The organism is Kitasatospora sp. NEAU-69 (genome assembly GCF_057158765.1).
This window is the reverse complement of the sequence record NZ_JBWXUE010000062.1, coordinates 1-21,088: the sequence shown is the minus strand read 5'-3', so window position 1 is coordinate 21,088 and position 21,088 is coordinate 1. Positions and strand designations below refer to the sequence as shown.

The window sequence follows — 21,088 nt, the reverse complement described above, 5'->3', positions numbered from 1 at the left end:
CTTAGCTTGAAATTAAAGGTCGCCCCTTGGCTGTGTAGCCGAGGGGCTGTCCCTTATGTGTTGAGTTTTGCCGACGGGGTGGCGGGGTGCGGGGCTGCTGGTGCGGCCGCGAGGGCGGCCGGGGCCGGGGCGGGTGGCTTTCGGCGGTTTCGCGGGTGTGCCCAGGATCTTGCGGAGTCGGGGATAGCCGCGGCGGACCCGGCCGGGGGTGAGTTGATCTTGATTGAGGGGTTTCTCCCAGGGGCGGCGCAGGTCGTCGGTGAGGGGTCGGGCGAGGCGGAGCTGGGTGTATGCGGCCAGGATGAGCCAGACCCAGCGGTCGGCCTGGTCGGGGTTGCGCAGGCGGGGACGGGTCATCCCGAGGGACTGCTTCCAGAATCTGAAGGTGTGTTCGATGTCGAATCTTCTGAGGAAGATCCTCCACAGTCGGTCGACGTCGTGGGCTGTGGCGTCCGGGTCGGAGTGCCACAGCCATAGCGGCTTGGGGTCGCGGTTGCCGGGCAGGTGCTCGACCTGGAGGTGGACCAACGTGCCCTCGACGTTGGGCAGTTCGCCTATGTGATCGTGCCAGCCGCCCTGGCGGCGTTCCAGTTTGGGGTGCAGGCGTCCCCAAGCGCGGGCGGTCACGGCGCCGTACCGGTCGTGGCGGCTGGCCGATTCCTGGACGGGGGTGGCGTGGGTGGCCGGGTCGTCGAGCCGGAACCCCTCACCGTGACGGGGCCGGCGGCCGGGCCGGTCACCCTTGCGGCGGCCGGGCGGCTGGTACATGACCCGGTTGGCGCGGATGCGCCCGAGCAGCCGGACCGGTGCGTCGCGCAGCAGCCACGTCAACCGCACGATGTCGTAGCCGGAGTCCAGGACGATCAACACCTCGGGGTCGTCCTCGCGCCACTGCCCGGTCTGCCGCAGACGTAGGAGCAGGTCGCGGATCTGGGCGGCCGTGACCTCGGTAGGGTCGTCGTCAGGGGTGAGACGGACCGCGTCCAGGGGGCCGGTCCACGAGGAGCGTCCTGCGCCCAGCGCGACGGCGACCTGATAGGGCCAGCCCGGGATCGTCCGGCGGACCCCGTCGCACCGGCACGGCCGGTAGCAGTGCAGCCTGTCCGGGGAGCACTCCGCGTCCGGCCGCGGCCACGGTGTCACGTCGAGCGCGATCGAGAGCTGCCCGTCCGCGCCACGCGGAAGCGCGAGGCCGGCCAGGGCGATGCGCAGCCGGGCCACGTCCAGGCGGCCACGGGCGAGGGCGTCGTACATCGCTCCATGCCCGCGCCGGTGCACTGCCTCCAAGGAGAGCTCCGGCAGCGACACCACCGGGCCACCGGCGCACAGCACCGCGTCCGCCAGCTCGAACAAGGCATCAGCCCGCAAGGTCAGGCAGGAGTAGAACTCGCGGCGGAACCGCGACAACGCGGTCAGGGCCTCGACGCGCGCGGCGTCGTCTTGCAGACTGTCCATCACGGCCTTTGGGTAGATCCGTTGTCGACTTCAGCGAGAAGACACGATCACGCAAAGGCCGCCCAGCTGTCAGGCGAACGACGAACCCCGCCAAGAAATGATCTTGGCGGGGTTTAATTTCAAGCTTAGACCGACCGGCAATAGGCAGCGGTGTGCGGTGAGGTGGCCGGGCGAGTGCAGTGCGGGCACGGGTCCAGGTGATCATGGAGTTGTCTACGCTCAGTGATCACGAAGGACCGCCGTGCCCGCGCTGCCATTTTGCCTGCTCGACCCCCTCTGGGACCAGTTCGCCGCCCTCCTGCCTGCTCGGGAAGTCTTCGTCGCGGACCATCCGCTGGGCTGTCATCGGCGCCGGATCGCCGACCGGACCGTCTTCGAGCACATCGTGCTCGCGCTGGTCCACGGCTCCGGCTACGAGCGCATCTCCACGCCCGGATGCTCCGACCGCACGATCAGACGCCGTGTCAACGAGTGGGCCGAGCTGGGGATATCCGAGAAGGTACACGCCCTGGCGCTGGAGGCGTACGACCGGATGATCGGCCTCGGGTTGGGTGAGATCTCGGTGGACGGCTGCATCACCAAGGCCCCCTCGGGCGGCGACAAAGCCGGTCGGTCACCGGTCGACCGGGGCAAGCAGGGACTGAAACGCTCGGTCGCCTCCGACGCGTGCGGTGTCCCGCTCGGGATCGTCTCCGACGGAGCCAACCGGCACGACTCACCCCTGCTCGGCCCCACCCTGGAAGCAGTGAAGGCACAGGTCGGCCCACTGCCGGAGGCGGTCAACGTCAACCTCGACCGCGGCTACGACAGCGCCAAATCCCGTGCGCTGACAGCCGAGTTGGGATTCACCGCCGAGATCGCACGCAAAGGCACACCCGCCCCGATCCAGGCCGGCAAACGCTGGGTGATCGAACGCACGCACTCGTGGATGAACGACTTCGGCAAACTCCGGCGCTGCACAGACAGGAGCGGCAGCGTCGTGGACTTCTACCTCTACCTCGCCGCCACCCTCGTCACACTCCGCATGCTGATCCGCCGAGCAACGAGCCGCTACCGCTGGGACGGCCGCCCCACCACCCGACGCCTCAAGTGATCCATTTGCCGGTCGGTCTTATGAACTCTCGCAGGCCTCAGTGCCCGTCGAGCTCCGCGCGCAGGGGAGTGATGATCTCTTCGACGAGCCGGTGTGCGACCTGTGAGGGGTAAGGGCTGCGCAGGCTTAGCACGATGTGCGTCAGGCCTGCGTCGATGAGCTCCCGGATCGCCTTGCGGTCACCGGCCGGGTCGTCGTACGAGACGATGTACTGCACGGAGCGGGTGATCGTCTGCGGATCCCGGCCGATGGCCGCGCAGTGTGCGTCCAGCACGCGGCTGCGCTCGGTGATGTAGTCGAGGGTGTTGTGCGGCGGGCCGGGGATGTTCCAGATGTCCGCGTGCTCGGCGACCAGGCGGAGGGTCCTGGTGCCCCAGCCGCCGATCAGCAGCGGCGGGCCCGGCTGCTGGACGGGCTTGGGTTCGTTGCGATTGCCCTTGAGCGTGTAGTAGCGGCCGTCGAAGTCGAAGACCTCCTCCGTCCACATGCGCTTGAGGATGGTGACGGTCTCGGCCAGCCGGGCGATGCCCTCGGCGGGCGGGACGAGCGTCAGGCCGTAGGCGTCGTACTCCGCGACGGCGGGGTTCTCGCCGGTGATGCCACCGGTGTTGGGCGGCTGCTGGGTGCCGCCCACGCCGAGGCCCATCACCAGGCGGCCACCGGAGATCACGTCCACCGTCGTGGCGATCTTGCCCAGGACGGCGGGCTGACGGATCCGGTTGCTGGTCACGAGCAGTCCCAGCCGCAGCCGTCGGGTCTGTGCGGCGAGGGCGCTCAGCAGCGTCCACCCTTCGAGGACCTGCCCGTCCTTGGGGCCCGCGATCGGCATCAGGTGGTCCCACAGCCACGCGTCCGCGATCTCCGGCAGGGCGTCGGCCTCCTGCCACACGCGGAGGATCTCCTGGTAGGAGGTGTGCATCGGGGTGGTCTTGATGCCGAACGTCACGCGGGGCCGGATCCGGTCGGGTGCCGGGTCGGTTGCCAGGTCGGTTGCCAGGTCGGTTGTCAGGTCGCTTGTCATGGTGCGCACGCACCCTTCGGCTCGACGTGTCGCCGGTGATCGCGGCGATACTGTCACTGTAGATGATCGTCAGCTCTGCTGACTATCAGTTTCGCGATACGGTGTGGGCATGACGGACGATGCAGCCCCCGACAGCGCAGCCTCCGACGACGCGGCCCCCGGGGCCCTTGCCTCCCGGCTCGGCTATCTGCTCAAGCACGCGCAGCTGCGGCTGGCCGAGGCGTCCGCGCCGGCGCTGGCGCCGTTCGGCATCGACGGCCGCGAGCTGGCGGTCCTGGTCGTGCTCGCGGTGGAGTACCCGCTCTCCCAGCTGGAGGCGGCGGGCCGGCTCGGCGTCGACCGCACGACGATGGTGGCGCTCATCGATGCGCTGGAGGGCAAGGGGCTCGTCGAGCGCCGCCGTAGCCCCCAGGACCGGCGCAAGAACACCGTGCAGCTGACCCCGGCGGGTGAGGGCACCCTGCGCGGGGCCGAGCGGGCGCGCGAGGAGATGGAGCGTCAGTTCCTCGCCCCGCTGGACCCCTCGGACGCGGAGCAGCTGGTCCGCGCCCTGCAGACCCTGGTCACCGGCCCGAAGGCCGTCGACTGACGGCCGGTGGGATCCGCGGGGTGAGGTCAGTGCGACTCGGCGGGGACGGGCGACAGGCGGTAGGCGTCCCCGTGGGTGACCACGCGGCCGGCGGTGGGCGGCGCGAAGTGCGTACCCAGCAGGAGCGTGTCCGTGTCTGCCAGGGAGTCGAGCAGCGTACGGCGGGTGGCCTGCGACTGCGCCGGGTCGATGTCGACGCAGGCGCCGATTTCGGGCTGGGCGAGCTGGACCGGGTGGTGGATGCAGTCGCCGGTGATGAGTGCCGTCTCGCCCCCGCTGGTCAGCTCGACGCCGATGTGCCCGGGGGTGTGGCCGGGGGTGGGGATGAGGCGTAGGCCCGGGGCGATCTCGATGCCCGCGTCCGGAACGTCGACGAGGTCGAGCAGCCCGGCCTCCTCCACCGGTATCACGGAGTCGCGGAACATCTGCTTGCGCGGCTCGTCCATCTCGTAGCCGGCCCAGAACTCCCGCTCGACGCGGGAGGTGAGGTAGCGGGCGTTGGGGAAGGTGGGGACCCACTCGCCGTTCGCCTCGCCGTTCGTCTCACCGTTCATCTCGCCGTTCGCCGCCCGGGTGTTCCAGCCCACGTGATCGGCGTGCAGGTGGGTGAGGATCACCAGGTCGACGGAGTCCGGGGACCAGCCGGTGGCGGCGAGGCGTTCGAGGAAGTCCGTCCGCAGGTTGTGCCAGGCCGGGTTGGCCCGCTCCTTGCCGTTGCCGATGCCGGTGTCGACGAGGACGCGCAGGCCGCCCACGACGAACGCGAAGCTGTGGCTGTCGAGGTGCAGGGTGCCCTCGTGGTCGGCGAAGTCGGGGTGCAGCCAGTCGTGTTGGAAGACCACGCCTGCGGTGGCGTCGGGCAGCAGCCAGGGGCCGGTGGCGGGCGGCAGTGGGACCTCGTCGATCCGGTGGACGGTGATGTCGCCGATGGTCCAGGAGGGTGCGGTGGTGGATGGCGCGGCGGTGGCCGGCGTGGTCTTCATGGTCTCTTCCTCCTGTGGTGCTAAACGCAATTTGTTTGCTTTAGGTCAGCGTAGGCCCTATGGTCGCCTAACGCAAACACTTAGCTTTTGCTGGGGTGCGGGCTTCTGGCGCCCCAGCTGACCAGGAGACAGATCCGTGTCCGTCGATGAACTCACCCCGCCGGAGGCGGCCCGCTGGGCCGCCCGCGCCGGGCTCCCACTGCCGGCCGACCGCCACGACGCGGTCGCGGCCACCGCGAACCACATCCTGTCCGTCGTCGCCGTCCTGCGGGAACTCGACTTCGGGGACACCCCGCCCGCCTTCGCCTACCACGCAGGAGAGTAGAAGCGCATGCAGCCGTTCGAACTGTCTCTGACCGCAGCCGCTGACGCGATCCGGGCGCGGCAGTTGTCGCCCGTCGAGCTGGTGGACTCCGTCCTTGATCGCATCGAGGCGGTGGAGCCGAACCTTCAGGCCTACGTCACCGTCACGGCCGAGCGGGCCCGCCGGGAGGCCCGCGAGGCGGCAGGCGAGGCCGTGGCCGGCCGGATCCGGGGGCCGCTGCACGGCATCCCCATGGGGCTGAAGGACTTGATCGACGTCGCCGGTGTGGCGACGTCGGCCAGCTCCAGGGTGCGCGCGGACCACCGCGCGGAGGCCGACAGCACCGTCGCCGCGCGCCTGTCGGCAGCCGGTGCGGTCCTGTTGGGCAAGACCCACACTCATGAATTCGCCTATGGGCTGACCACCCCGCAGACCAGCAACGCCTGGAACCGCGACCGGATCGCGGGCGGCTCCAGCGGCGGGTCCGCCGTCGCCGTCGCCGCGGGCGCCGCGACCTTCAGCCTGGGCACCGACACCGGCGGCTCCATCCGGGTGCCCGCCGCGCTGAACGGGGTCGTCGGCCTCAAGCCGACCTACGGCCTCGTCCCCCGCACGGGCGTCACGTCGCTGTCCTGGTCGCTGGACCACGTCGGCCCGATCACCCGGACGGTGGCGGACGCGGCCCTGGTCCTGGCCGTCCTCAGCGGCCACGACCCCCGCGATCCCGCCTCGGTGGTCGCGCCCCGGCTGCCGATGTGGCTGCGGATGTGGACCTGGCCGGGCTGCGGGTGGGTGTGCCGCGCAACTACTACTTCGACCACGTCGATCCGGAGGTGGAGGCCGCCGTGCGGCACGCCATCGACCAGCTCCAGGCCCTCGGTGCCCGGCTCGTCGAGGTGGAGATTCCGATGACGCGCTACGTCCAGGCCACGCAGTGGGGCCTGATGGTGCCGGAGGCCACCGCCTACCACGAGCGGACCCTTCGCGCGGTCCCCGAGCTGTACCAGGCGGACGTCCGCATCCTCCTTGAGGCGGGTCAACTCATGCCCACCGGTGACTACTTGAACGCGCAACGCGCCCGCACCCTGATGCGGCAGGACTGGGCCCGGCTGCTGGACGAGGTCGACGTCATCGCCGCCCCCACGGTCCCGATCACCGCGGTGGCAGCCGGCGAGGAGACGATCACCTGGCCCGACGGCACGGTCGAGGGCGCGTCCGACGCCTACGTACGCCTCTCAGCCCCGGCCAACATCACCGGCGTGCCGTCCCTGACCGTCCCGGTCGGCCTCGATGCGGCGGGCCTGCCGATCGGCATGCAACTCCTCGGCCGCGCCCTCGGGGAGAGCACGCTGCTGCGGGTCGGTCACGCCTACGAGCAGACCCAACCGGCTCGGGGTATCGCGCCGGTGGCCTGAGTGGGGGGTGGGGGCGGGCGCGGGAGTGGGGGCGGGAGCGTGGGCTCGGGCGGAGCGGTCCGCCGTCGGAGTGATCCGCCGGAAGGAAAACCGGTAGAGGCGTCCGGGAGAGGCCGGGTAGCGTTCTGGCTTTGATGACTGACACCTGGGACACCATCGCCGACTGGTACGCGGAACTCCTGCGGGCTGGCTCCGCTCTCAACGACTTCAATCGTGACGTTCTGCTCGACCACCTCCCTGACGAGCTGAGTGGCCGTCATGTCCTCGATCTCGGGTGTGGCGAGGGGCTCATCACCCGCGCGGCGGCCGCCCGTGGGGCTTCTGTCGTGGGTATCGATCCGTCGCTGCGCTTGATCGAACACGCGCGGAGTGCCGGGACAGCCGGGCCCGGCACGGTGGTCTACACCGTCGACGACGGCTGCGTGCTCGGCACAGTCGCCGACGATTCGGTTCACTGGGTGACTGCTGGGCTGTCCCTGAACCACGTGCCCGACCTCGATGCCGCGCTCGCTGCTGTACGGCGGGTGCTGAGGGCCGGGGGCTCGCTCGCCTTCAGCGTCCCTCACCCCTGTTTCGAAGCGCCCGACGCGACTTGGACGCAGGTCACCGACGGTGCCGTCCGTCGGGTGGTCGGACACTACCTCGTCGAAGGCTTCTGGCGCTCGGACAACCCCCAGGCCGTCCGCCGGGCAGGCAACCAGCACCGGACGCTGTCCACCTACCTGACCGCGTTGCTGCGGCACGGCTTCCTCCTGGAAGCCGTCACCGAGCCGGCCCCAACCGTCCAGGTGGCGGCTCGGCAACCACAGCGGGCCGGGCTGCCCCCGTTCCTCGTCATCCGCGCTCGCCGCGCCTGACTACGAACCGGTGCCAACCGCGCCCGACCGATCAACCGCCGCCCGGACGGACCCCTAGACGCAACAGCTTTGCTTTAAGCTGGTGGCATGAGTCGCCAGATGTCGCGCCCCGGCGGGCGCAGTGCCCGGGTCCAGGCATCGGTGCACGCCGCCGTCCGCGAACTCGCAGCGGAAGTGGGCCGGGACGCCCTGACCGTACCGATGGTCGCCCAGCGCGCGGGCGTCACGCCGTCGACGATCTACCGCCGCTGGGGCGACCTGCAGGAACTGCTGTCGGACGTGGCGGTCGAACGCCTGCGCCCCGACACGGCGCCGAAGGACATCGGCGACCTGACGTCCGACCTGACCGCGTGGGCCGAGCAGTTCTACGAGGAGATGGCCTCCTCCGCAGGCCGTGCCTACATCCGCGACGCCCTGCTCGGCGACCCGGACGGCAGCAATGCCGGCCGGTGCTCCGCCTACGCCGCCGAGCAGGTCGACCTCATCCTCACCCGCGCGACCGAACGCGGCGAGAGCGTGCCGGACACCGAAACGGTCATGGATCAGGTCGTCGCCCCCATGATGTACCGCATCCTCTTCCGCCCGGCTGGGATCGACGCCTCCTATGCCCACCGGCTCGTGGCAACCGCAGTGGCTCGGTAGGGCCGAGTCCGGGGAGAGCCGTTCTGAGAGGATCGCCGCATGACCGGCCACCACGCCGCCGCCGCCGAAGCCCCTCGGCCCCCTCGGTCCCATCGGCCCTTTGCCGAGCCCGTCCGCCTCGAGCTGGCCGATCCCGAGACCCTGGGCCGGCTGTGGGAGCTCCAGCGGGCCTCCTATGCGGTCGAAGCCCGGCTCATCGGCTTCGACGGCATCCCGCAACTGCACGAGTCCCTGGAGCAGTTGCGCGCATGTGACGAGTCCTTCCTCGGGGTTCGCGACGAGTCCGACGAGTCCGACGAGCCGGGGCTGGTCGGAGCAGTCGGCTGGACCCGCCTGCCGAACGGCGCTCTGGACATCTGCCGCCTGGTGGTCCATCCCGTCGCGCACCGCCGAGGCGTCGCAACGGCACTTCTCGACGCCCTGGACGCGATCGAGCCCGCGGAACTGACCGTCGTCTCCACCGGGACCGCCAACCTGCCCGCAGTCGCGCTCTACCGCCGGCGCGGATTCGTCCCTGTCGGCGAGCTCCGGATCGCACCTGGCGTCACGCTCACGCAGCTGGAACGCAGGCACGCCCTCTGATCTGCTCGGCCTCTGCGCGGAGCTATCCCTGGGCGGTGGGGCGGACGACGATGTCGCCGACGTCGACGCCGTCCGGCTGCTCGATGGCGAAGGCGATGGCGCGGGCCACTGCGGCCGGCGGGAGGGCGATCTCCATCAGCTTGTCGATCTGGGCCTTCGCCGCCGGATCCATCTGCTCCGCGAAGTCCGTGCGGACGGCGCCGGGGGAGACGACGGTCACGCGCAGGCTGTCGCCGGCCTCCTGGCGCAGGCCCTCGGAGACGGTGCGCACGGCGTTCTTGGTGGCGGCGTACACCGACTGGAGCGGGACGATGCGCAGTCCGGCGGTGGACACGGTGTTGACGAAGTGCCCGGATCCCTGCTCCCGGAAGCGGGGGAGCGCTGCGGCGATCCCGTACAGGACCCCCTTGAGGTTGACGTCGATCATCTGCTCCCAGTCCTCGACGCGCAGGTCGTCGAGCGGGGAGATCAGGCCGATCCCGGCGTTGCTGACGAGGACGTCGAGCTTGCCGTACCGGTCGCATGCCAGCTGCACGAGACCGGCGAGGTCCTCGCGCCGCGTCACGTCCGTGCGGATCCAGGCGGCCTCGCCGCCGGCCTGTTCGATGCGGGCGGCCAGAGCGGCGAGACGCTCCGGGCGGCGTGCTCCGAGCACGACCTTCGCGCCGCGCTCGGCCAGCAGAAGCGCGGTCGCTTCGCCGATGCCGCTGCTGGCGCCCGTGATCGCCACGACCTTGCCTTCGATTCCCGGCATGTTGGCCGTCCTTCCAGAGTGCTGAGTGGGGAGTGCTGAGCGCTGAGTGCGGAGCAGAGGGGATCCGGGCAGGCCGGACCATGCCCTAGAGTGCTAAGTGGAGGCTCCGCCACTTCTCCCAGACTAAGTGGCGGAGCCTCCACTTAGCAACGGAGAAGGGAGCGGGCCGCCGATGACCCGAGAGGCAGGACGCCCGCTGAGGGCCGACGCACAGCGGAACCGGCACAAGATCCTGGCCGCCGCAGTACGCGTGTTCAGCGAGGAGGGGCTCGACGCGCACTTCGAGCGCATCGCCAGGGAGGCGGGCGTGGGAACGGGCACGCTCTACCGCAACTTCCCGACCCGGGAGGCCCTGATCGAGGCGGCGTACCGCAACGAAGTGGCCCGGCTCTGCGAGGCCGCCCCCGACCTCCTGGCGACGATGCCGCCCGCCGAGGCCCTGCGGGTGTGGACCCGCCGCTTCATCGACTACGCCACCGCCAAATACGGCATGGCCGACGCCCTGCGAGCGGTCGTCGCCTCGGGCAGCAACCCCTACGCCGACAGTCGCGAGCTGATTCAGGGCGCCCTCGACTCCCTGATGGAGGCCGGTGCCGCGGCCGGAACGATCCGCCCCGACATCCGTCCGACCGACATGTTCGCCGCCCTCGCCGGCATCGCCCTCACCTCGGCCAAGCCCGAGCAACGAGAGCAGGCCGAACGCCTCCTGGACCTCATCCTGGACGGACTGAAGTCCGCGCCGCCTCAGCTGCCCGGAGACTGACGACAGAACGTCACGATCATTGAAGACGGCTACGGGCTGCCTCAATCTCGTTGCGGGCGGCGGCTCCGAATACGGCTTGGTCCCGCAGAGCAGCGAAGACTCGGACGAAGTACGCGATGTTCTCGGGTCTGGACGTCTGGAACGCCCCTGACCAGAACTCTTGCTTGAGCAAGCTTTCGTCAAACAGGTAGAAGCCTTCGCCTGGGTAGAGCAGCCGCTCCCGCCCTTGGGGGATGATCCCGATGGAGACGTACGGGAGTGTCATCACCTCTATCAGGTGGTCGAGTTGGCCGTTCATCACATCTGTTCCGCCTGTGTTGTTCATCAGTGCGGACGCTTCCAAGAGGAAGGAGAATATGGGCGCTCCAGTGCCGAGGAACCGCTTGCGGACCATGCGGTTCTGCGCGGCTTCCTCAACGTCGTCCAACGGTAGGCCGTGCAGTGTGGCATGGATGGTGAACTGTGCCTTGGCGTACTCGAGTGTCTGCAGGAAGCCGGGAATGAACAGTGACTCATACACGCGGAGCAGCTTGGACTTCGCGTAGAGGTCCATGGCTTGGAACTGGAGGCGCTTCATGCCCGGTCGGTGCCACCGCTTGTAGTCCGTCCACATCTGCTCGATCTCACGGCTCACCGCGATGAGTTCGGGGATCTGCCCTTCGACGCCGCAGGCCGTTGCCCACGCCCGGATGTCCTCCTCGGTCGGGATCTGTGCCCCGTGCTCGATCTTCGACACCTTGGTCTTGTGCCACCCGCAGAGCCGCGCGAGCTCGACGCCCGAGAGGTTGGTGTCCCGGCGTAGTTCCTTGAGCTGGGTCCCGAATGCGCGCTTCGCGGACTCGGATGGTTCTTGGTCCGACATATCGTCAGGGCTTGTACTTACCGTTGGGGATGCCGAGTGCCCATGCCCGCTCGAACGTGTCATTGCAGAAACCGACCACGTCGGGATCGGCCGAGAACTGGATGTCGGTCTGCTGGTTGTCTCCCCCGATGAGGTTGAAGATCACCAGGTCATCCCGGATCAGACAGTCGTTCCCCGGCAACGGCAAGGCCGACACGAGTGGGCGGGGAAGCCATCGAAGATGCTCCTCGGGGTCAGCCAACTCGACTGCCATTCGCTGATACTCCGAGAGCGGTTCGGAGATGACTCGCACACGCCGGTAGGGGAAGCCGAGAGAGGCCTTCCCGGTCAGGAACGCACGATGTCCACGCATCGTCTCTTCGACGATCTCACGGTCGCCTGAGCGCCACGCTTCGAACAGTCGGCGGTCTACCTCGTAGAGGTCCCGCAGCTCCAGCTTCCGGACTTCTTGCGCGGGTTGACCAAACAGAAGCTCAAGTCGACGTGATGCCGAGATCAATTCCATAGCGCTCCTTGACGTACTTCCGCACGAACACATCCATGGTTCGCCCGGACATCTCCCCGAACGTCTCGTCATCAGCCAGTGCGACGAGCTGATCCCGAACCTTCGGTCCGCGCTTCTTGAGTTGCACGATCCAAGAGTCATGGTCCGTCTCGTAGAACGTCTCGCACTCGACGCCGCCCTGGGAGTTGGGGTCCGTGCAGAAGAACGTAGCGGTTAAGTCGTCGCTGTCGCTGCTGTGTTGCCGCATGTTGCTCCCGCCCATGATCTGGCCGTTTGCCACTCTGACCTTCGCCCAGCGTCTAGCCCATGGTCAAGCACCCGACGGCACTGAAGCCTCTTTCGGGAGACTTCCAGCAACTCTGAGCAACTTCGTTGAGTGCCGCTGGCGGACGCACCTACGGTCTTGTTGCGCACCCACACCTCGCTGGTGAAGGAGAGCCACCGAGGATGAGCGCGAGTTGGCCGAGGAGGTGTGCCATGACGCTTTCACGTTCGGCGGTCAGAGCGTGTGCAGGTGGCCCATGGGCGCTCTGGAACTCACCGAGTAGATCGCGCACTTGGCGATCCTGACGTGCCGGCTCGGCACAGTCCAGGTCAGCTGAACCCCACAGATTCCCGCCCCGATCGGCGTTCCTTGGACAGCACACCGATCGGAGCGGGTCCGCAACACCGAACGGCCCGGCCACCGACCGGTGGCCGGCTCGCCACAGTGTGAGGAGTCATCAGTATGACAACCCCTGGCCCCAACAGGCCCCCGGGCCCCGGCCCGATGCCGCCGCTCGCCGGTGCGCGAGACCCGCGCGCCCTGCTGAGCGCTGCTCAGTTCGACGGCGTGGTGGCCACCATCGTGGCCGCCAACCCGGGCATGGAGAACGCGGTTGCGGTCCGCATCGCCTGCGAGGGCATCAAGTTCGTGGTGGTGGCAGCGGAGCACCGCGACCAGGACGTCGCCCCGAGCAGGGTGGTGGACGAGGGCTGGCACGCCCTCATCCTGCACACCGCCACGTATGAAGAGCTGTGCGAGCGCCTCGGCGGGTTCGTGCACCACACCCCCGGCTTCAATGCCACCAACTGGGATCCGCCGATTTTGGACCGTACGCGGTACCTGATCCGGCAGTCCGGTTTCGAGGTGGACGCGGAGCTGTGGGCCGGTCCCGAAGACCGAACGTTCACGGTGGCCGCGAACTGCCAGCACTCGAAGGATTGCATCATCCGGCCCATGCCGACTCCGCGGCCGCCCGTCACGGTCTGACGGGCGCGTACCCTGCTGCCACCAGCCAAGGGAGACGCCGTGGATGAGTGGATCAACCCCGAGTACGCGGGACTTGTCGCCGCGTTCCGGCAGCAGGGCGAGGAGAACGAACCGCCCCTCGCCCTGGGCCTGGAGGACGTGACTCCGGTGTCGGTGGGCCGGGGGTTCATCACGAAGCCGCTTGAGTAGGAGGTCCACCCATGCCCGCCGACATCATCGAGTCCAAGCACAAGGGCGCCGAGAAGCCCCCGCCGAAGCACCAGGGGAACCCCGCGCCGGAGAACCCCAACCCGCCGCAGAAGTAGCGGTGGTAGGCGTGCGGGTCCACCCCGGGAAGTCCCATCCCGATCAGGTGCCACCGCCACCGTTCCCGAGCCCTGCCCCTCAGGGCTGACAGAACGGCAGGTCCCTCACATCGCGCGCCGTGAGGGGCCTGCCCGCAATTGCAAGGGAGAGCGTCAATGACTGATGACCGACTGGTCATCTCGTACGAGTCGGGCCACTTCGCCGACGTGGACTGGACGTTCAAGGCGGACCGCTGGACGGCGTCCTTCTACGAGAACGGGCCCGCCAAGGTGTTCGGGACCGCCGTCATCACCCGGGTTGTTCCCGGCGTCACCCCGAACCCTCGGGTGGCCCTGGACGTGGACCCGGGCTATCTCGAACGCATCCCCCGCGTCGTCTTCGCCGAGGACGGCAGCCTGACGCCCACCGTGGCCAAGATGAAGCCGACGCTTCTGCTCTTGCTGGAGTCGGTCCACGTCAAGGACGAGTGGCGCGGCAAGGGAGTGGGGATGCGCCTGGCGGTGGCCGCGCTCCGTCGCTTGGCCGTCCCCGGGACGGTTGCCGTCTGCTACCCGGCACCGCTTCACGACCACGGGCCGGACGAACCCTGCTCCTACACCTCCGACGATCCCGAGGTGCGGCGGCCGGACGAAGAGGCCGTGGCCAAGCTTCAGAGGGCTTGGGAGCGGCACGGGTTCCGCCCGATCGGGGAACACGTCTACGCCTTGGCACTGGGCGGGGCATCGCCCTCCCCGCAGTAGGACCTTGGCCTCGCCATCGGAAGGCGCGACGGCCCCGCCACGTGATCACGACTCCAAACAGGCCCTAGTACTGGAAGAGTACTTCCGGATTGTTCGGCGAGGGGCCGTCCAGCAGCGGACTGTGGCTGCCCTTCAGCGTCTGGTCGAAGAACGCTGTCACGTACTCGCGGGTGATCGCCACCCCGCGTTCCGGGGAGAGGGGCGGTGTCGGGAACCCGGCCTCCTCCAGGAGCAGGTCCAGGTCGGAGAAGCTGAAGTGGTCGGCGCCGGTGACCGTCAGCCACTTCTTGTAGCCGCCGAGGGCGGCCCAGGTCTGCGCCCACGAGGTGTCGCCGCCGCCGACCGGGTGGTTGTCGGCCGTGCCCAGCATGAGGAACGGCCGGTCGATCTGGCCGGGCATCGGGACCGGGTTGAAGCTGCCGTCCATGTTCACTCCGGCCCGTACGCGCGGGTCGGCGATCATCGTGGCGGCGGCCGCCGCTCCGCCGATGGAGTGTCCGGCCATGCCGATCTCGTGCTTGTCGATGAGGTGTGCCAGGCGCCACGCGGTATTGCCGTGCGTCAACTGGTCGATCACGAAGGACACGTCCAGCGCGCGGCTGGCGGGGATGGAGCCGATCGTCGTCGGGTCGTCGCAGATCGCGCACGGCGGCGTCTGGCCGTCCGCCAGCGTCTCGCCGCTGTCCTCGTAGGTGTCGCCGACGAGCGCGACGACGTAGCCGTGACTGGCCAGGTCGGTCGCGAGCGAGGTGAGCACCATGCGCGGGTCCTCGTGCGCGGGTGAGAGGACCACCAGCGGATACTTGCCGCGCTGCGGCCGCGCGCCGTCGAAGGCGTGAGTGGTGACGCTGGAAAGGCTCTGTGGGGTGACGCCGGAGCTCGCCGGCAAGTTCCGGCGCTCGATGATTCCGACTGCCTCGCCAAGGGTCATGTAAGGGGCCGGAGTCCCGGTCCCGGGAACGGCCGGATAGACCATCGTGACGGCCAGTTGGCGGGGGCCGGATGACGGCATCCACGGGTCGGGACGGCTCGCGTCGGTGAGGTGGATGACGTCCTCGCCGGCGGCGTAGGGGCCGGTCGGCGCGGGGAGCGTGCCTTGGAAGGACCGCGTGGGCGCGGTGGCCGTGGGCGGTGCGGTGTCGAACGCGTGCGTGGCCACCGGTGTGGCCGACGGTGTGGTCGTGGCGGCGAACCCGGCGCCGGTTCCGGTGACGAGGGCGGCGAGCGCCAGCGCCGCGACGGCGCTGATACGGCGATTGCTTTTCATGGGATCGACGCTAGATTCCGCAGCTCCGTATCGAATCGGCCCGGGGGCGTAAGCGTTCTGGTGTCGTTCGTAACCCCGGCGAGGTACCGGAGTCACCCGCCGGGAGTATGTCGTGCGGCGCGGGCATCGGCCAGGGTGAGCGTCACCTCGCCAAGGACGCCGGGCTCATCACGTCGGCACACGGCAAGCGCCGGCTTGTCCCCGTCGGTGCACCAAACCGATTGCGCCGCGCGTTCGGCCGCAACCGCGGTGCCAGGGAGGGGCAGGGGCATGCTCCTTGTGAGGCGGGGGCCGGCATCGCGGCCGTGTGGGTCGGGCGATGGTCGGTTCAGCTCCTGAAGGGGGTGAGGAGCAGGGCAGTGCCGAGGGTGAACAGGGCGAGCGCGGCCGCGATGGAGACGGCATAGGCGGCCGCGCAGCCTGGCGACGGCGCCGGCTGCGGTGCGGTAGCCGTCCGCGTGCCAGAGGGCGAACTCCGGTGCACCACCGACGGGTTGCCGGTCCGGAGAGGAAAGCTGCGCACGTCCGGCCCATGGCGTGCTGTGCAGCATAGCCGCAGGTCAGCACCAACGACAGTGCCCCGCCCGGCGCTTGGCCGAGCGGGGCGTCTTGCTGTACGACCACCCGCCAGAGCGGTGCGTGATGTTGACCGCCGGGCTGCGTGCGTCAGATCGGCAGGTCCCACCCGGGGCCGTCCTCGGTGCCGAGCCACACTCGCTGACCGGCGGCCGAGACCGTGATCCCGAAACTCTCCTGGTGGGGCTCGTTGGCGGCCTGCCATCGCTCCACGGCCCGTTCCACCCGATCCCACAGGCGGACGGGGCCGCGCTGGACAACGGTCCACCCGCCGTCAGGGTTGGGAGCCGTCCGGGCCTGCGAACCGGTGGACACGTCCCAGAGGATCTGCTCCGCCCCCGCCCCCATACGTTCGGCCGAGGGGGCCGCGAGTTGCGCCATCCAACCGCCGGTCCAGTCGTCGAGCTTCGCGGGGTCAATCCGGCTCGGACGCTCCTCCCCGGGCAGCAGGGCCAGCGTTGGGCGGGGCGGCCGGTCGTGCGGCCGAGCGATCATGAAACTGGTGTAGCCGGGGAGGAACCGACCCGTGGCCTCTCCGGGGCCGGTCACGTCGAGCAGGGCCAGGGCGTTGGCGTAGCTCCACCCGGAGAGGGTGGCCAGGATCTTCCCGCCGGGCTTCACCTGGTGCAGCCACGGCAGCGGGACGTACCGGACCGAACAGGTAGCGATGAGCCGGTCATACTGCCCGCCCTGTGGGTCGCCGCGCAGCCCGTCCCCGATGGTCAGCCGGGGCGCGAACCCGGCCGCCTTGAGTGCCGTGGCAGCAGCCCCGCCGACCACCGGGTCGTACTCGATGCTGGTCAGGTTGGCGTCCCCGAGGCAGTGCGCGCCGAGGGCGGTCGAGTACCCGGTTCCGGTGCCGATCTCCAACACCCGGTGACCCGCCTCCGCCCCGAGCTGCTGCCACATCCGCAGCACCAGGGACGGCAGGGTGGACGACGACGACGGGGAGCCGGTCACGGCGTCCTCGGTCACGTCGTCAGGCCTGATCCGGCCGTCCAGTTGGGTGATCAGCGTCTCGTCGGAGTAGACGCCCTCCAGCCACCCGGGATCGCCCGCTCGGACAGGCCGGTAGCTGGTGGGGATGCTGCCCGCCACCGGCAGGAAGTAGGCCCCCGTGAACAGCTCGCGGGGAACCGTAGTGGCCGCGCTGCGCCACTCGGGTTCGGTGAGGGTGCCGTCCTCGGCGAGCCTGTCCGCCAGGGCGCTGCGCAGCTGAGCCGGTGTGCTCACGTGTCGGGGCCTTTCTCCAGTCGGTCGGTAAGAGCTTGGGCGATAGCGGCGGTGATCTGCGTCGGCTGCCAGGCCCATTGGCCGTTCGGGTTGCACTCAAGGAAGTACCAGTCACCTGCGATGGTCACAGCGAAGTCGAACGCGCCATAGGTCAAACGGAGTTGGGTGAGATAGGCGGTGACCGAACGTGCGACCGATGCAGGTACCTCGAAGGGTGTGCACGTCATCAGGTCTTGACGGTAACGCCAGTCGAGATCGGGGCTGTCGATCCGGACCGCGAACATTCGGTCGCCCACGGCGGTCACCCGTACGTCGAAGGCCTTCTGCACCGTGGCTTGGAACATGTGGGGGCAGACAGCGACAGCGTCGGTGATCTCGGCCGCGTGCACCTCCCGGACCCACACGCTGTGCGGCTGGTTGTCCACGCGGTAGGGCGTGTTCCACACGGGCTTGTAGACCACCCCGCCGGGCTGCTGGGCGGCGAACGTCCGAGCCTCGTGCGGGTCGTCGGTGATCACCGTGCTGGGCACCAGGAACCCGCAGTGCTGCGCCGTCAAGAGCTGCGCGGGCTTGAACTCGGCAGCGCGGTTGTTCCACGGGTGGTTGACGTAGTGCGCGCCAGGCAGTGAAGCGAGGATGCCTCCGGCACCCCACAGGGCCTGTTCGGCGGCGAACCGGCGGTCTTGGCCGCTCAACTCCGGCGGACCTTCGTAGGGCGAGGGCCTGCGCACCCAGACGGACCGAATCCGCGTGGTGTCGATCTCCCGGCTCACCGTGCGCAGGGTGCCCCGCTGCTCGCCCGTGCGGTACGTGGCGGTCAGCGAGGCACCCGCGTGCAGGTCGGTGCCGGGGTCAAGACGGACCACGGGAACTCGGCGCTCGGCAAGAAGCCGTAACACCACGTCCGCGGTCACGTCACAGGGGTTGGTCAGTACCAGTACCGACCTGCTGTCGCGCATCAGCCGGAACTCTGGTCCTGGTCGTACGACTCGGTGCTGTCCGCGTCGGTCGCTCCGCCCGGACCGGACCCGTCACCAGGGCTGGTCGTGGTGGGCGTCAGGCCGCTTGTGCTGGTGCCGTGGCTGCCCAGCTCGACCGTCCGGCCGTGCTCGTCCACAATGACGGCGATCTGCGTCTCGGGGTCGATCACGGGCGCGTGCTGCGGGACCGTGGTGGCGGCCGCGTACGGCCCCATGCGCTGCGTGCCCCACGGTGCGGGCGTCTGTGTCATCTGTGCTGTACCTCCGTTTCCTGGGAGTGTCGAAAGTTCAACACCATGGCTGTGCAGCTGAGTTGCTTGTCTCATCTCGGCTGAATCGCCCTGTCCAGGGCTGAACTGGTCGGGGTGGTCGTGCCCCGCTCCGGAGCCGCAAGTTCCAGCCCCAGAGCAGGCAGACCCCCTGCCCGCTGAAGGGGATCCGTCGGCTCAGCTCCTGAAGGGGGTGAGGAGCAGGGCGGTGCCGAGGGTGCACAGGGCGAGCGCGGCCGCGATGGAGACGGCGTAGGCGGCCGCGCGGGCTGTGCGCAGGTGGTGGGCGCTCATGGTGGGGCGGGGGCGCCGTCGGGTTCGTCGGGCTGGTCGGGTTCGTCGGGTTCCTGGCGGAGGGCGTCGGCGAGGCGGGCGAGCTCGGGGAGGCTGAGCGGGCGGAACTGGATGAGCAGTTCGCCGGCGGGGGAGAGGCGCCAGCCTTCGACGGGGTCGGGGAGGTCGATGCCGGAGTCCTCGATGGCCTCGGTCAGCACGGTTGTCGCGACGGACACTTGCTTGCGGATGCCGGTCACGGGGTCGTCCTCCCGCTTCCGCCGGGCGGGGGCTTCTCCAGCCAGAGGGGGTTGGCCTCCCACTCGGCGCCGCCGTTCGGCGGGCGGAGGTAGATCTGCTTGCCGATCCGGTCCATCAGGACACCGAACCGCTCGTTGAGGGCGTCGTAGACCAACTCGCCCTTGATGAGGGGCTCGTAGGTCTCGGCGGGCGGACGGGCGTCGCCCGGGACGATGCGGGGGTAGGCGAGTCCGAGGCGCTGGGTCGCCTCCGGGCGGCCGCCGCAGTCGCCCGGACACTCGCACTCGGGGAAGGTGCGGAGGGTGTAGGCGTTGGGGGTGGGGACGTCCGGGTCATCGAGCTGATGATTAGGGCTTGCAGATCATCAACTCGCAGTCTTGATCTCTGCCGGAAGAGTGATGCCTTGGGTCGTGGCGAGCTTGTAGAGGGCGTCCAGGTCGGACAGTTGGGCTCCGGCAGGCTCGATGGTGTGGCCTGCGGCCTGGAGGAGGTTGCGGACGTCGCGGATGCGGCGGTTGACGGTCTCGGGTGTGACACAGAAGAGCCGGGCCACGGCGACCTGCGGGAGACCGAGCCGCTGGTGGAGCAGAACGGCCAGGAGGCGGTCGGCCAGGGTGAGAACCGGTCGCCGGCCGGTGGTGCCGTCGCCCTTGACGCGGGGCCGGTGGCCGCGCCGCTTGTCGAGTTGGCCCTCGCGCTGGGTGTCGTGGAGGGACGTGAGCGTGGTGATCAGGGCGTCCCACTCGGGTGCGGGTAGGCCGGTCAGGATCGGGTGGCAGAGCCAGGCGAGGTCGGGGCTGGGTTGGTCGAACGGGTCGGGGGCATCGCTGACCTGGGCGTATTCCTCGGGCCGCAGGGAGTAGTTCCACTCGCCGTGCCAGTCGTGGCGGTCCAGGGGCAGGGCGTCCATCTGCCGGTCGCCGACCGTCACACCGGTGGGGTAGGTGGCCGTGTCGAGTTCGGCGTGGACGGTCAGACCGGTGCGGGTGGTCGTTGCGGCGATGCTGTTCACGATGACCTCGTGGCTGCTCAGGGGCCTGCCGCGCCAGTTCATGGTGATGTGGGAGAACAGCCGGTGTTCGACCCTGTTCCATTTAGATGTACCCGGCGGAAAATGACACACAGTGATGATCAGGCCGGTCTCCACGGCGAGGGCAGCGAGTTCGGCCTTCCAGGCACGGGTGCGGTAGCCGTTGGAGCCGCCGGCGTCCGCGGTGACCAGCAGGCGCCGGGCACCGGGGTAGGCGGTGTGCCCGGCGCCGCGCCACCATCGCCTGATCGATTCGACCGCGAACGCGGCGGTGTCGTGGTCGGTGCCCACGTTCACCCAGCCGGTGTTCGCGGCCAAGTCGTAGATGCCGTACGGGATCGCCTTGCCCAGTTCCTTGTCGGGGAAGTCATGGGTGGAGACCGCGACCGGGTGGCCTGCGCGCTCCCACTCCCGGCCGCCGTTCTTGTAGGGGCCGACGAGCTCTTTCTTCTTCGTGTCCACGCTGACCACCGGGTCGCCACCCGCCTGGTGAGCCTTGGCCTGTTCGTTGATGTAGCGGAACTGGCCGTCCCGGTCGGGATGTTGGCGACCCTCGATGGTCTTGGCGTTGCCCTGGAGGCTGAAGCCCTCCTCGCGCAGCAGGTCCCCGACCGTGTCCGCCGAGATCCGGTACCCCTGGCGGGTGAGCCGGTCGGCGAGGTGGCGGGTGGACTTGGTGGTCCAGCGCAGCGGGGACATCGGATCGCCGCGCTCGTCGGGCTCGACCAGCGCCAACAGTGCGGTTCGCAGGGCGGGTTCCAGGTCGACGGCGCGCTTGCGGCCGCCGCCCGGCCTCCGCACCCGGCCCAGCGGCGGCTCGCCGGACTCCAACTCGTCCACCCCGGCGGACACGGTCGCCTCACGCACCCCGGCGGCACGGGCGACGTGCCTGATCCCGCCATGCCCGATCGACCGGGCCTCCGCACCCAGCAGCAACCGCCGCTGCCGCTCGTCCAGGTGCGGCATGATCGCCTCGAACTTGGCCTGCAGCAAAGCCTGCTGCTCCCGCGATGTTCTCATAGCACATCAACGAGCCAGAACACCGGAAGCCACGGGTTACTTCTCTGCAAGCCCTT

At 69.4% G+C, this 21,088-nt stretch carries 24 protein-coding genes and 1 pseudogene; 11 read left to right on the top strand and 14 right to left on the bottom strand.

The genetic code is table 11. The features are described 5' to 3' along the window. Window positions 1–12 precede the first annotated feature (12 nt). Window positions 13–1,455 (bottom strand): NF041680 family putative transposase, encoded by a 1,443-nt coding sequence (locus AC060L_RS36510; protein WP_483797048.1) that lies wholly within the window; start codon window positions 1,453–1,455, stop codon window positions 13–15. A gap of 241 nt (window positions 1,456–1,696) precedes the next feature. Between AC060L_RS36510 and AC060L_RS36505 the strand changes: the two genes are divergently transcribed. Continuing rightward, window positions 1,697–2,548, top strand: coding sequence for an IS5 family transposase (locus tag AC060L_RS36505; protein WP_483803300.1), 852 nt, complete (start codon window positions 1,697–1,699; stop codon window positions 2,546–2,548). A gap of 37 nt (window positions 2,549–2,585) precedes the next feature. On the opposite strand, the gene AC060L_RS36500 is transcribed toward AC060L_RS36505, so the two are convergent. Continuing rightward, window positions 2,586–3,467 carry an LLM class flavin-dependent oxidoreductase gene (locus AC060L_RS36500; RefSeq protein WP_483803301.1) on the bottom strand — a complete coding sequence of 294 codons (882 nt, stop codon included), beginning with the start codon at window positions 3,465–3,467 and terminating at the stop codon, window positions 2,586–2,588. Window positions 3,468–3,678: 211 nt separating this feature from the next. Here AC060L_RS36500 and AC060L_RS36495 point away from each other — a divergent pair, with 211 nt between their 5' ends. Continuing rightward, entirely contained in the window at window positions 3,679–4,158 is a 480-nt protein-coding gene (locus AC060L_RS36495) for a MarR family winged helix-turn-helix transcriptional regulator (protein WP_483803299.1), read from the top strand. A 26-nt stretch (window positions 4,159–4,184) separates the two neighbouring features. Here AC060L_RS36495 and AC060L_RS36490 read toward each other — a convergent pair whose 3' ends face one another. Then, window positions 4,185–5,141 (bottom strand): MBL fold metallo-hydrolase, encoded by a 957-nt coding sequence (locus tag AC060L_RS36490; protein ID WP_483803298.1) that lies wholly within the window; start codon window positions 5,139–5,141, stop codon window positions 4,185–4,187. A gap of 136 nt (window positions 5,142–5,277) precedes the next feature. Here AC060L_RS36490 and AC060L_RS36485 point away from each other — a divergent pair, with 136 nt between their 5' ends. The 5 genes and pseudogenes from AC060L_RS36485 to AC060L_RS36465 all read left to right on the top strand — a co-directional run bounded on the left by AC060L_RS36485 (window position 5,278) and on the right by AC060L_RS36465 (window position 8,941). Continuing rightward, window positions 5,278–5,466 (top strand): hypothetical protein, encoded by a 189-nt coding sequence (locus AC060L_RS36485; RefSeq protein WP_483803297.1) that lies wholly within the window; start codon window positions 5,278–5,280, stop codon window positions 5,464–5,466. Between the two features lie 6 nt (window positions 5,467–5,472). Further along, window positions 5,473–6,860 (top strand): annotated as a pseudogene (locus tag AC060L_RS36480) (amidase). A 134-nt stretch (window positions 6,861–6,994) separates the two neighbouring features. Then, the gene (locus AC060L_RS36475; protein WP_483803296.1) at window positions 6,995–7,717 is read left to right on the top strand and encodes a class I SAM-dependent methyltransferase; all 723 of its coding nucleotides are present in this window, start codon (window positions 6,995–6,997) and stop codon (window positions 7,715–7,717) included. An 87-nt stretch (window positions 7,718–7,804) separates the two neighbouring features. Then, complete coding sequence (locus AC060L_RS36470; protein WP_483803295.1) at window positions 7,805–8,359, top strand: TetR/AcrR family transcriptional regulator; 555 nt, start codon at window positions 7,805–7,807, stop codon at window positions 8,357–8,359. Between the two features lie 39 nt (window positions 8,360–8,398). Next, window positions 8,399–8,941 carry a GNAT family N-acetyltransferase gene (locus AC060L_RS36465; protein ID WP_483803294.1) on the top strand — a complete coding sequence of 181 codons (543 nt, stop codon included), beginning with the start codon at window positions 8,399–8,401 and terminating at the stop codon, window positions 8,939–8,941. Window positions 8,942–8,963: 22 nt separating this feature from the next. Here the strand turns inward: AC060L_RS36465 and AC060L_RS36460 are convergent, their stop codons facing one another. Continuing rightward, window positions 8,964–9,695 carry an SDR family oxidoreductase gene (locus AC060L_RS36460; RefSeq protein WP_483803293.1) on the bottom strand — a complete coding sequence of 244 codons (732 nt, stop codon included), beginning with the start codon at window positions 9,693–9,695 and terminating at the stop codon, window positions 8,964–8,966. A 172-nt stretch (window positions 9,696–9,867) separates the two neighbouring features. Between AC060L_RS36460 and AC060L_RS36455 the strand changes: the two genes are divergently transcribed. Further along, window positions 9,868–10,458 carry a TetR/AcrR family transcriptional regulator gene (locus tag AC060L_RS36455; protein WP_483803292.1) on the top strand — a complete coding sequence of 197 codons (591 nt, stop codon included), beginning with the start codon at window positions 9,868–9,870 and terminating at the stop codon, window positions 10,456–10,458. A 16-nt stretch (window positions 10,459–10,474) separates the two neighbouring features. Here the strand turns inward: AC060L_RS36455 and AC060L_RS36450 are convergent, their stop codons facing one another. The 3 genes from AC060L_RS36450 to AC060L_RS36440 are packed head-to-tail and all read right to left on the bottom strand — an operon-like array spanning window position 10,475 to window position 12,105. Next, complete coding sequence (locus AC060L_RS36450; RefSeq protein WP_483803291.1) at window positions 10,475–11,320, bottom strand: helix-turn-helix domain-containing protein; 846 nt, start codon at window positions 11,318–11,320, stop codon at window positions 10,475–10,477. A 4-nt stretch (window positions 11,321–11,324) separates the two neighbouring features. Then, window positions 11,325–11,825 (bottom strand): DUF6879 family protein, encoded by a 501-nt coding sequence (locus tag AC060L_RS36445; RefSeq protein WP_483803290.1) that lies wholly within the window; start codon window positions 11,823–11,825, stop codon window positions 11,325–11,327. Then, window positions 11,794–12,105, bottom strand: coding sequence for a hypothetical protein (locus tag AC060L_RS36440; RefSeq protein WP_483803289.1), 312 nt, complete (start codon window positions 12,103–12,105; stop codon window positions 11,794–11,796). Before AC060L_RS36440 ends, AC060L_RS36445 begins: the two co-directional genes overlap by 32 nt. Before the next feature lie 489 nt (window positions 12,106–12,594). Between AC060L_RS36440 and AC060L_RS36435 the strand changes: the two genes are divergently transcribed. The 3 genes from AC060L_RS36435 to AC060L_RS36425 all read left to right on the top strand — a co-directional run bounded on the left by AC060L_RS36435 (window position 12,595) and on the right by AC060L_RS36425 (window position 14,123). Beyond that, on the top strand, window positions 12,595–13,077 hold the full coding sequence (locus AC060L_RS36435) for a glycine-rich domain-containing protein (protein WP_483803288.1): 483 nt from the start codon (window positions 12,595–12,597) through the stop codon (window positions 13,075–13,077). Between the two features lie 39 nt (window positions 13,078–13,116). Continuing rightward, window positions 13,117–13,266: a hypothetical protein gene (locus tag AC060L_RS36430; RefSeq protein ID WP_483803287.1), complete on the top strand. Its 150-nt coding sequence runs from the start codon at window positions 13,117–13,119 to the stop codon at window positions 13,264–13,266. Window positions 13,267–13,538: 272 nt separating this feature from the next. Continuing rightward, window positions 13,539–14,123 carry a GNAT family N-acetyltransferase gene (locus AC060L_RS36425; protein ID WP_483803286.1) on the top strand — a complete coding sequence of 195 codons (585 nt, stop codon included), beginning with the start codon at window positions 13,539–13,541 and terminating at the stop codon, window positions 14,121–14,123. A 64-nt stretch (window positions 14,124–14,187) separates the two neighbouring features. Here the strand turns inward: AC060L_RS36425 and AC060L_RS36420 are convergent, their stop codons facing one another. The 7 genes from AC060L_RS36420 to AC060L_RS36390 all read right to left on the bottom strand — a co-directional run bounded on the left by AC060L_RS36420 (window position 14,188) and on the right by AC060L_RS36390 (window position 21,032). Beyond that, the gene (locus tag AC060L_RS36420) at window positions 14,188–15,390 is read right to left on the bottom strand and encodes an alpha/beta hydrolase family protein (RefSeq protein ID WP_483803285.1); all 1,203 of its coding nucleotides are present in this window, start codon (window positions 15,388–15,390) and stop codon (window positions 14,188–14,190) included. 666 nt (window positions 15,391–16,056) lie between these two features. Beyond that, window positions 16,057–17,199, bottom strand: a complete 1,143-nt coding sequence (gene tgmC / locus AC060L_RS36415) for an ATP-grasp peptide maturase system methyltransferase (RefSeq protein WP_483803284.1) — start codon at window positions 17,197–17,199, stop codon at window positions 16,057–16,059. Further along, on the bottom strand, window positions 17,196–18,158 hold the full coding sequence (tgmB, locus tag AC060L_RS36410) for an ATP-grasp ribosomal peptide maturase (RefSeq protein ID WP_483803283.1): 963 nt from the start codon (window positions 18,156–18,158) through the stop codon (window positions 17,196–17,198). Before tgmB ends, tgmC begins: the two co-directional genes overlap by 4 nt. After that, window positions 18,158–18,430, bottom strand: coding sequence for a putative ATP-grasp-modified RiPP (gene tgmA, locus AC060L_RS36405; protein WP_483803282.1), 273 nt, complete (start codon window positions 18,428–18,430; stop codon window positions 18,158–18,160). Before tgmA ends, tgmB begins: the two co-directional genes overlap by 1 nt. A gap of 308 nt (window positions 18,431–18,738) precedes the next feature. Then, window positions 18,739–18,981 carry a hypothetical protein gene (locus AC060L_RS36400; protein ID WP_483803281.1) on the bottom strand — a complete coding sequence of 81 codons (243 nt, stop codon included), beginning with the start codon at window positions 18,979–18,981 and terminating at the stop codon, window positions 18,739–18,741. Then, window positions 18,978–19,136 (bottom strand): hypothetical protein, encoded by a 159-nt coding sequence (locus AC060L_RS36395; protein WP_483803280.1) that lies wholly within the window; start codon window positions 19,134–19,136, stop codon window positions 18,978–18,980. Before AC060L_RS36395 ends, AC060L_RS36400 begins: the two co-directional genes overlap by 4 nt. Before the next feature lie 210 nt (window positions 19,137–19,346). After that, window positions 19,347–21,032 carry an ISAzo13 family transposase gene (locus AC060L_RS36390; protein WP_483801924.1) on the bottom strand — a complete coding sequence of 562 codons (1,686 nt, stop codon included), beginning with the start codon at window positions 21,030–21,032 and terminating at the stop codon, window positions 19,347–19,349. Window positions 21,033–21,088: the final 56 nt, after the last annotated feature.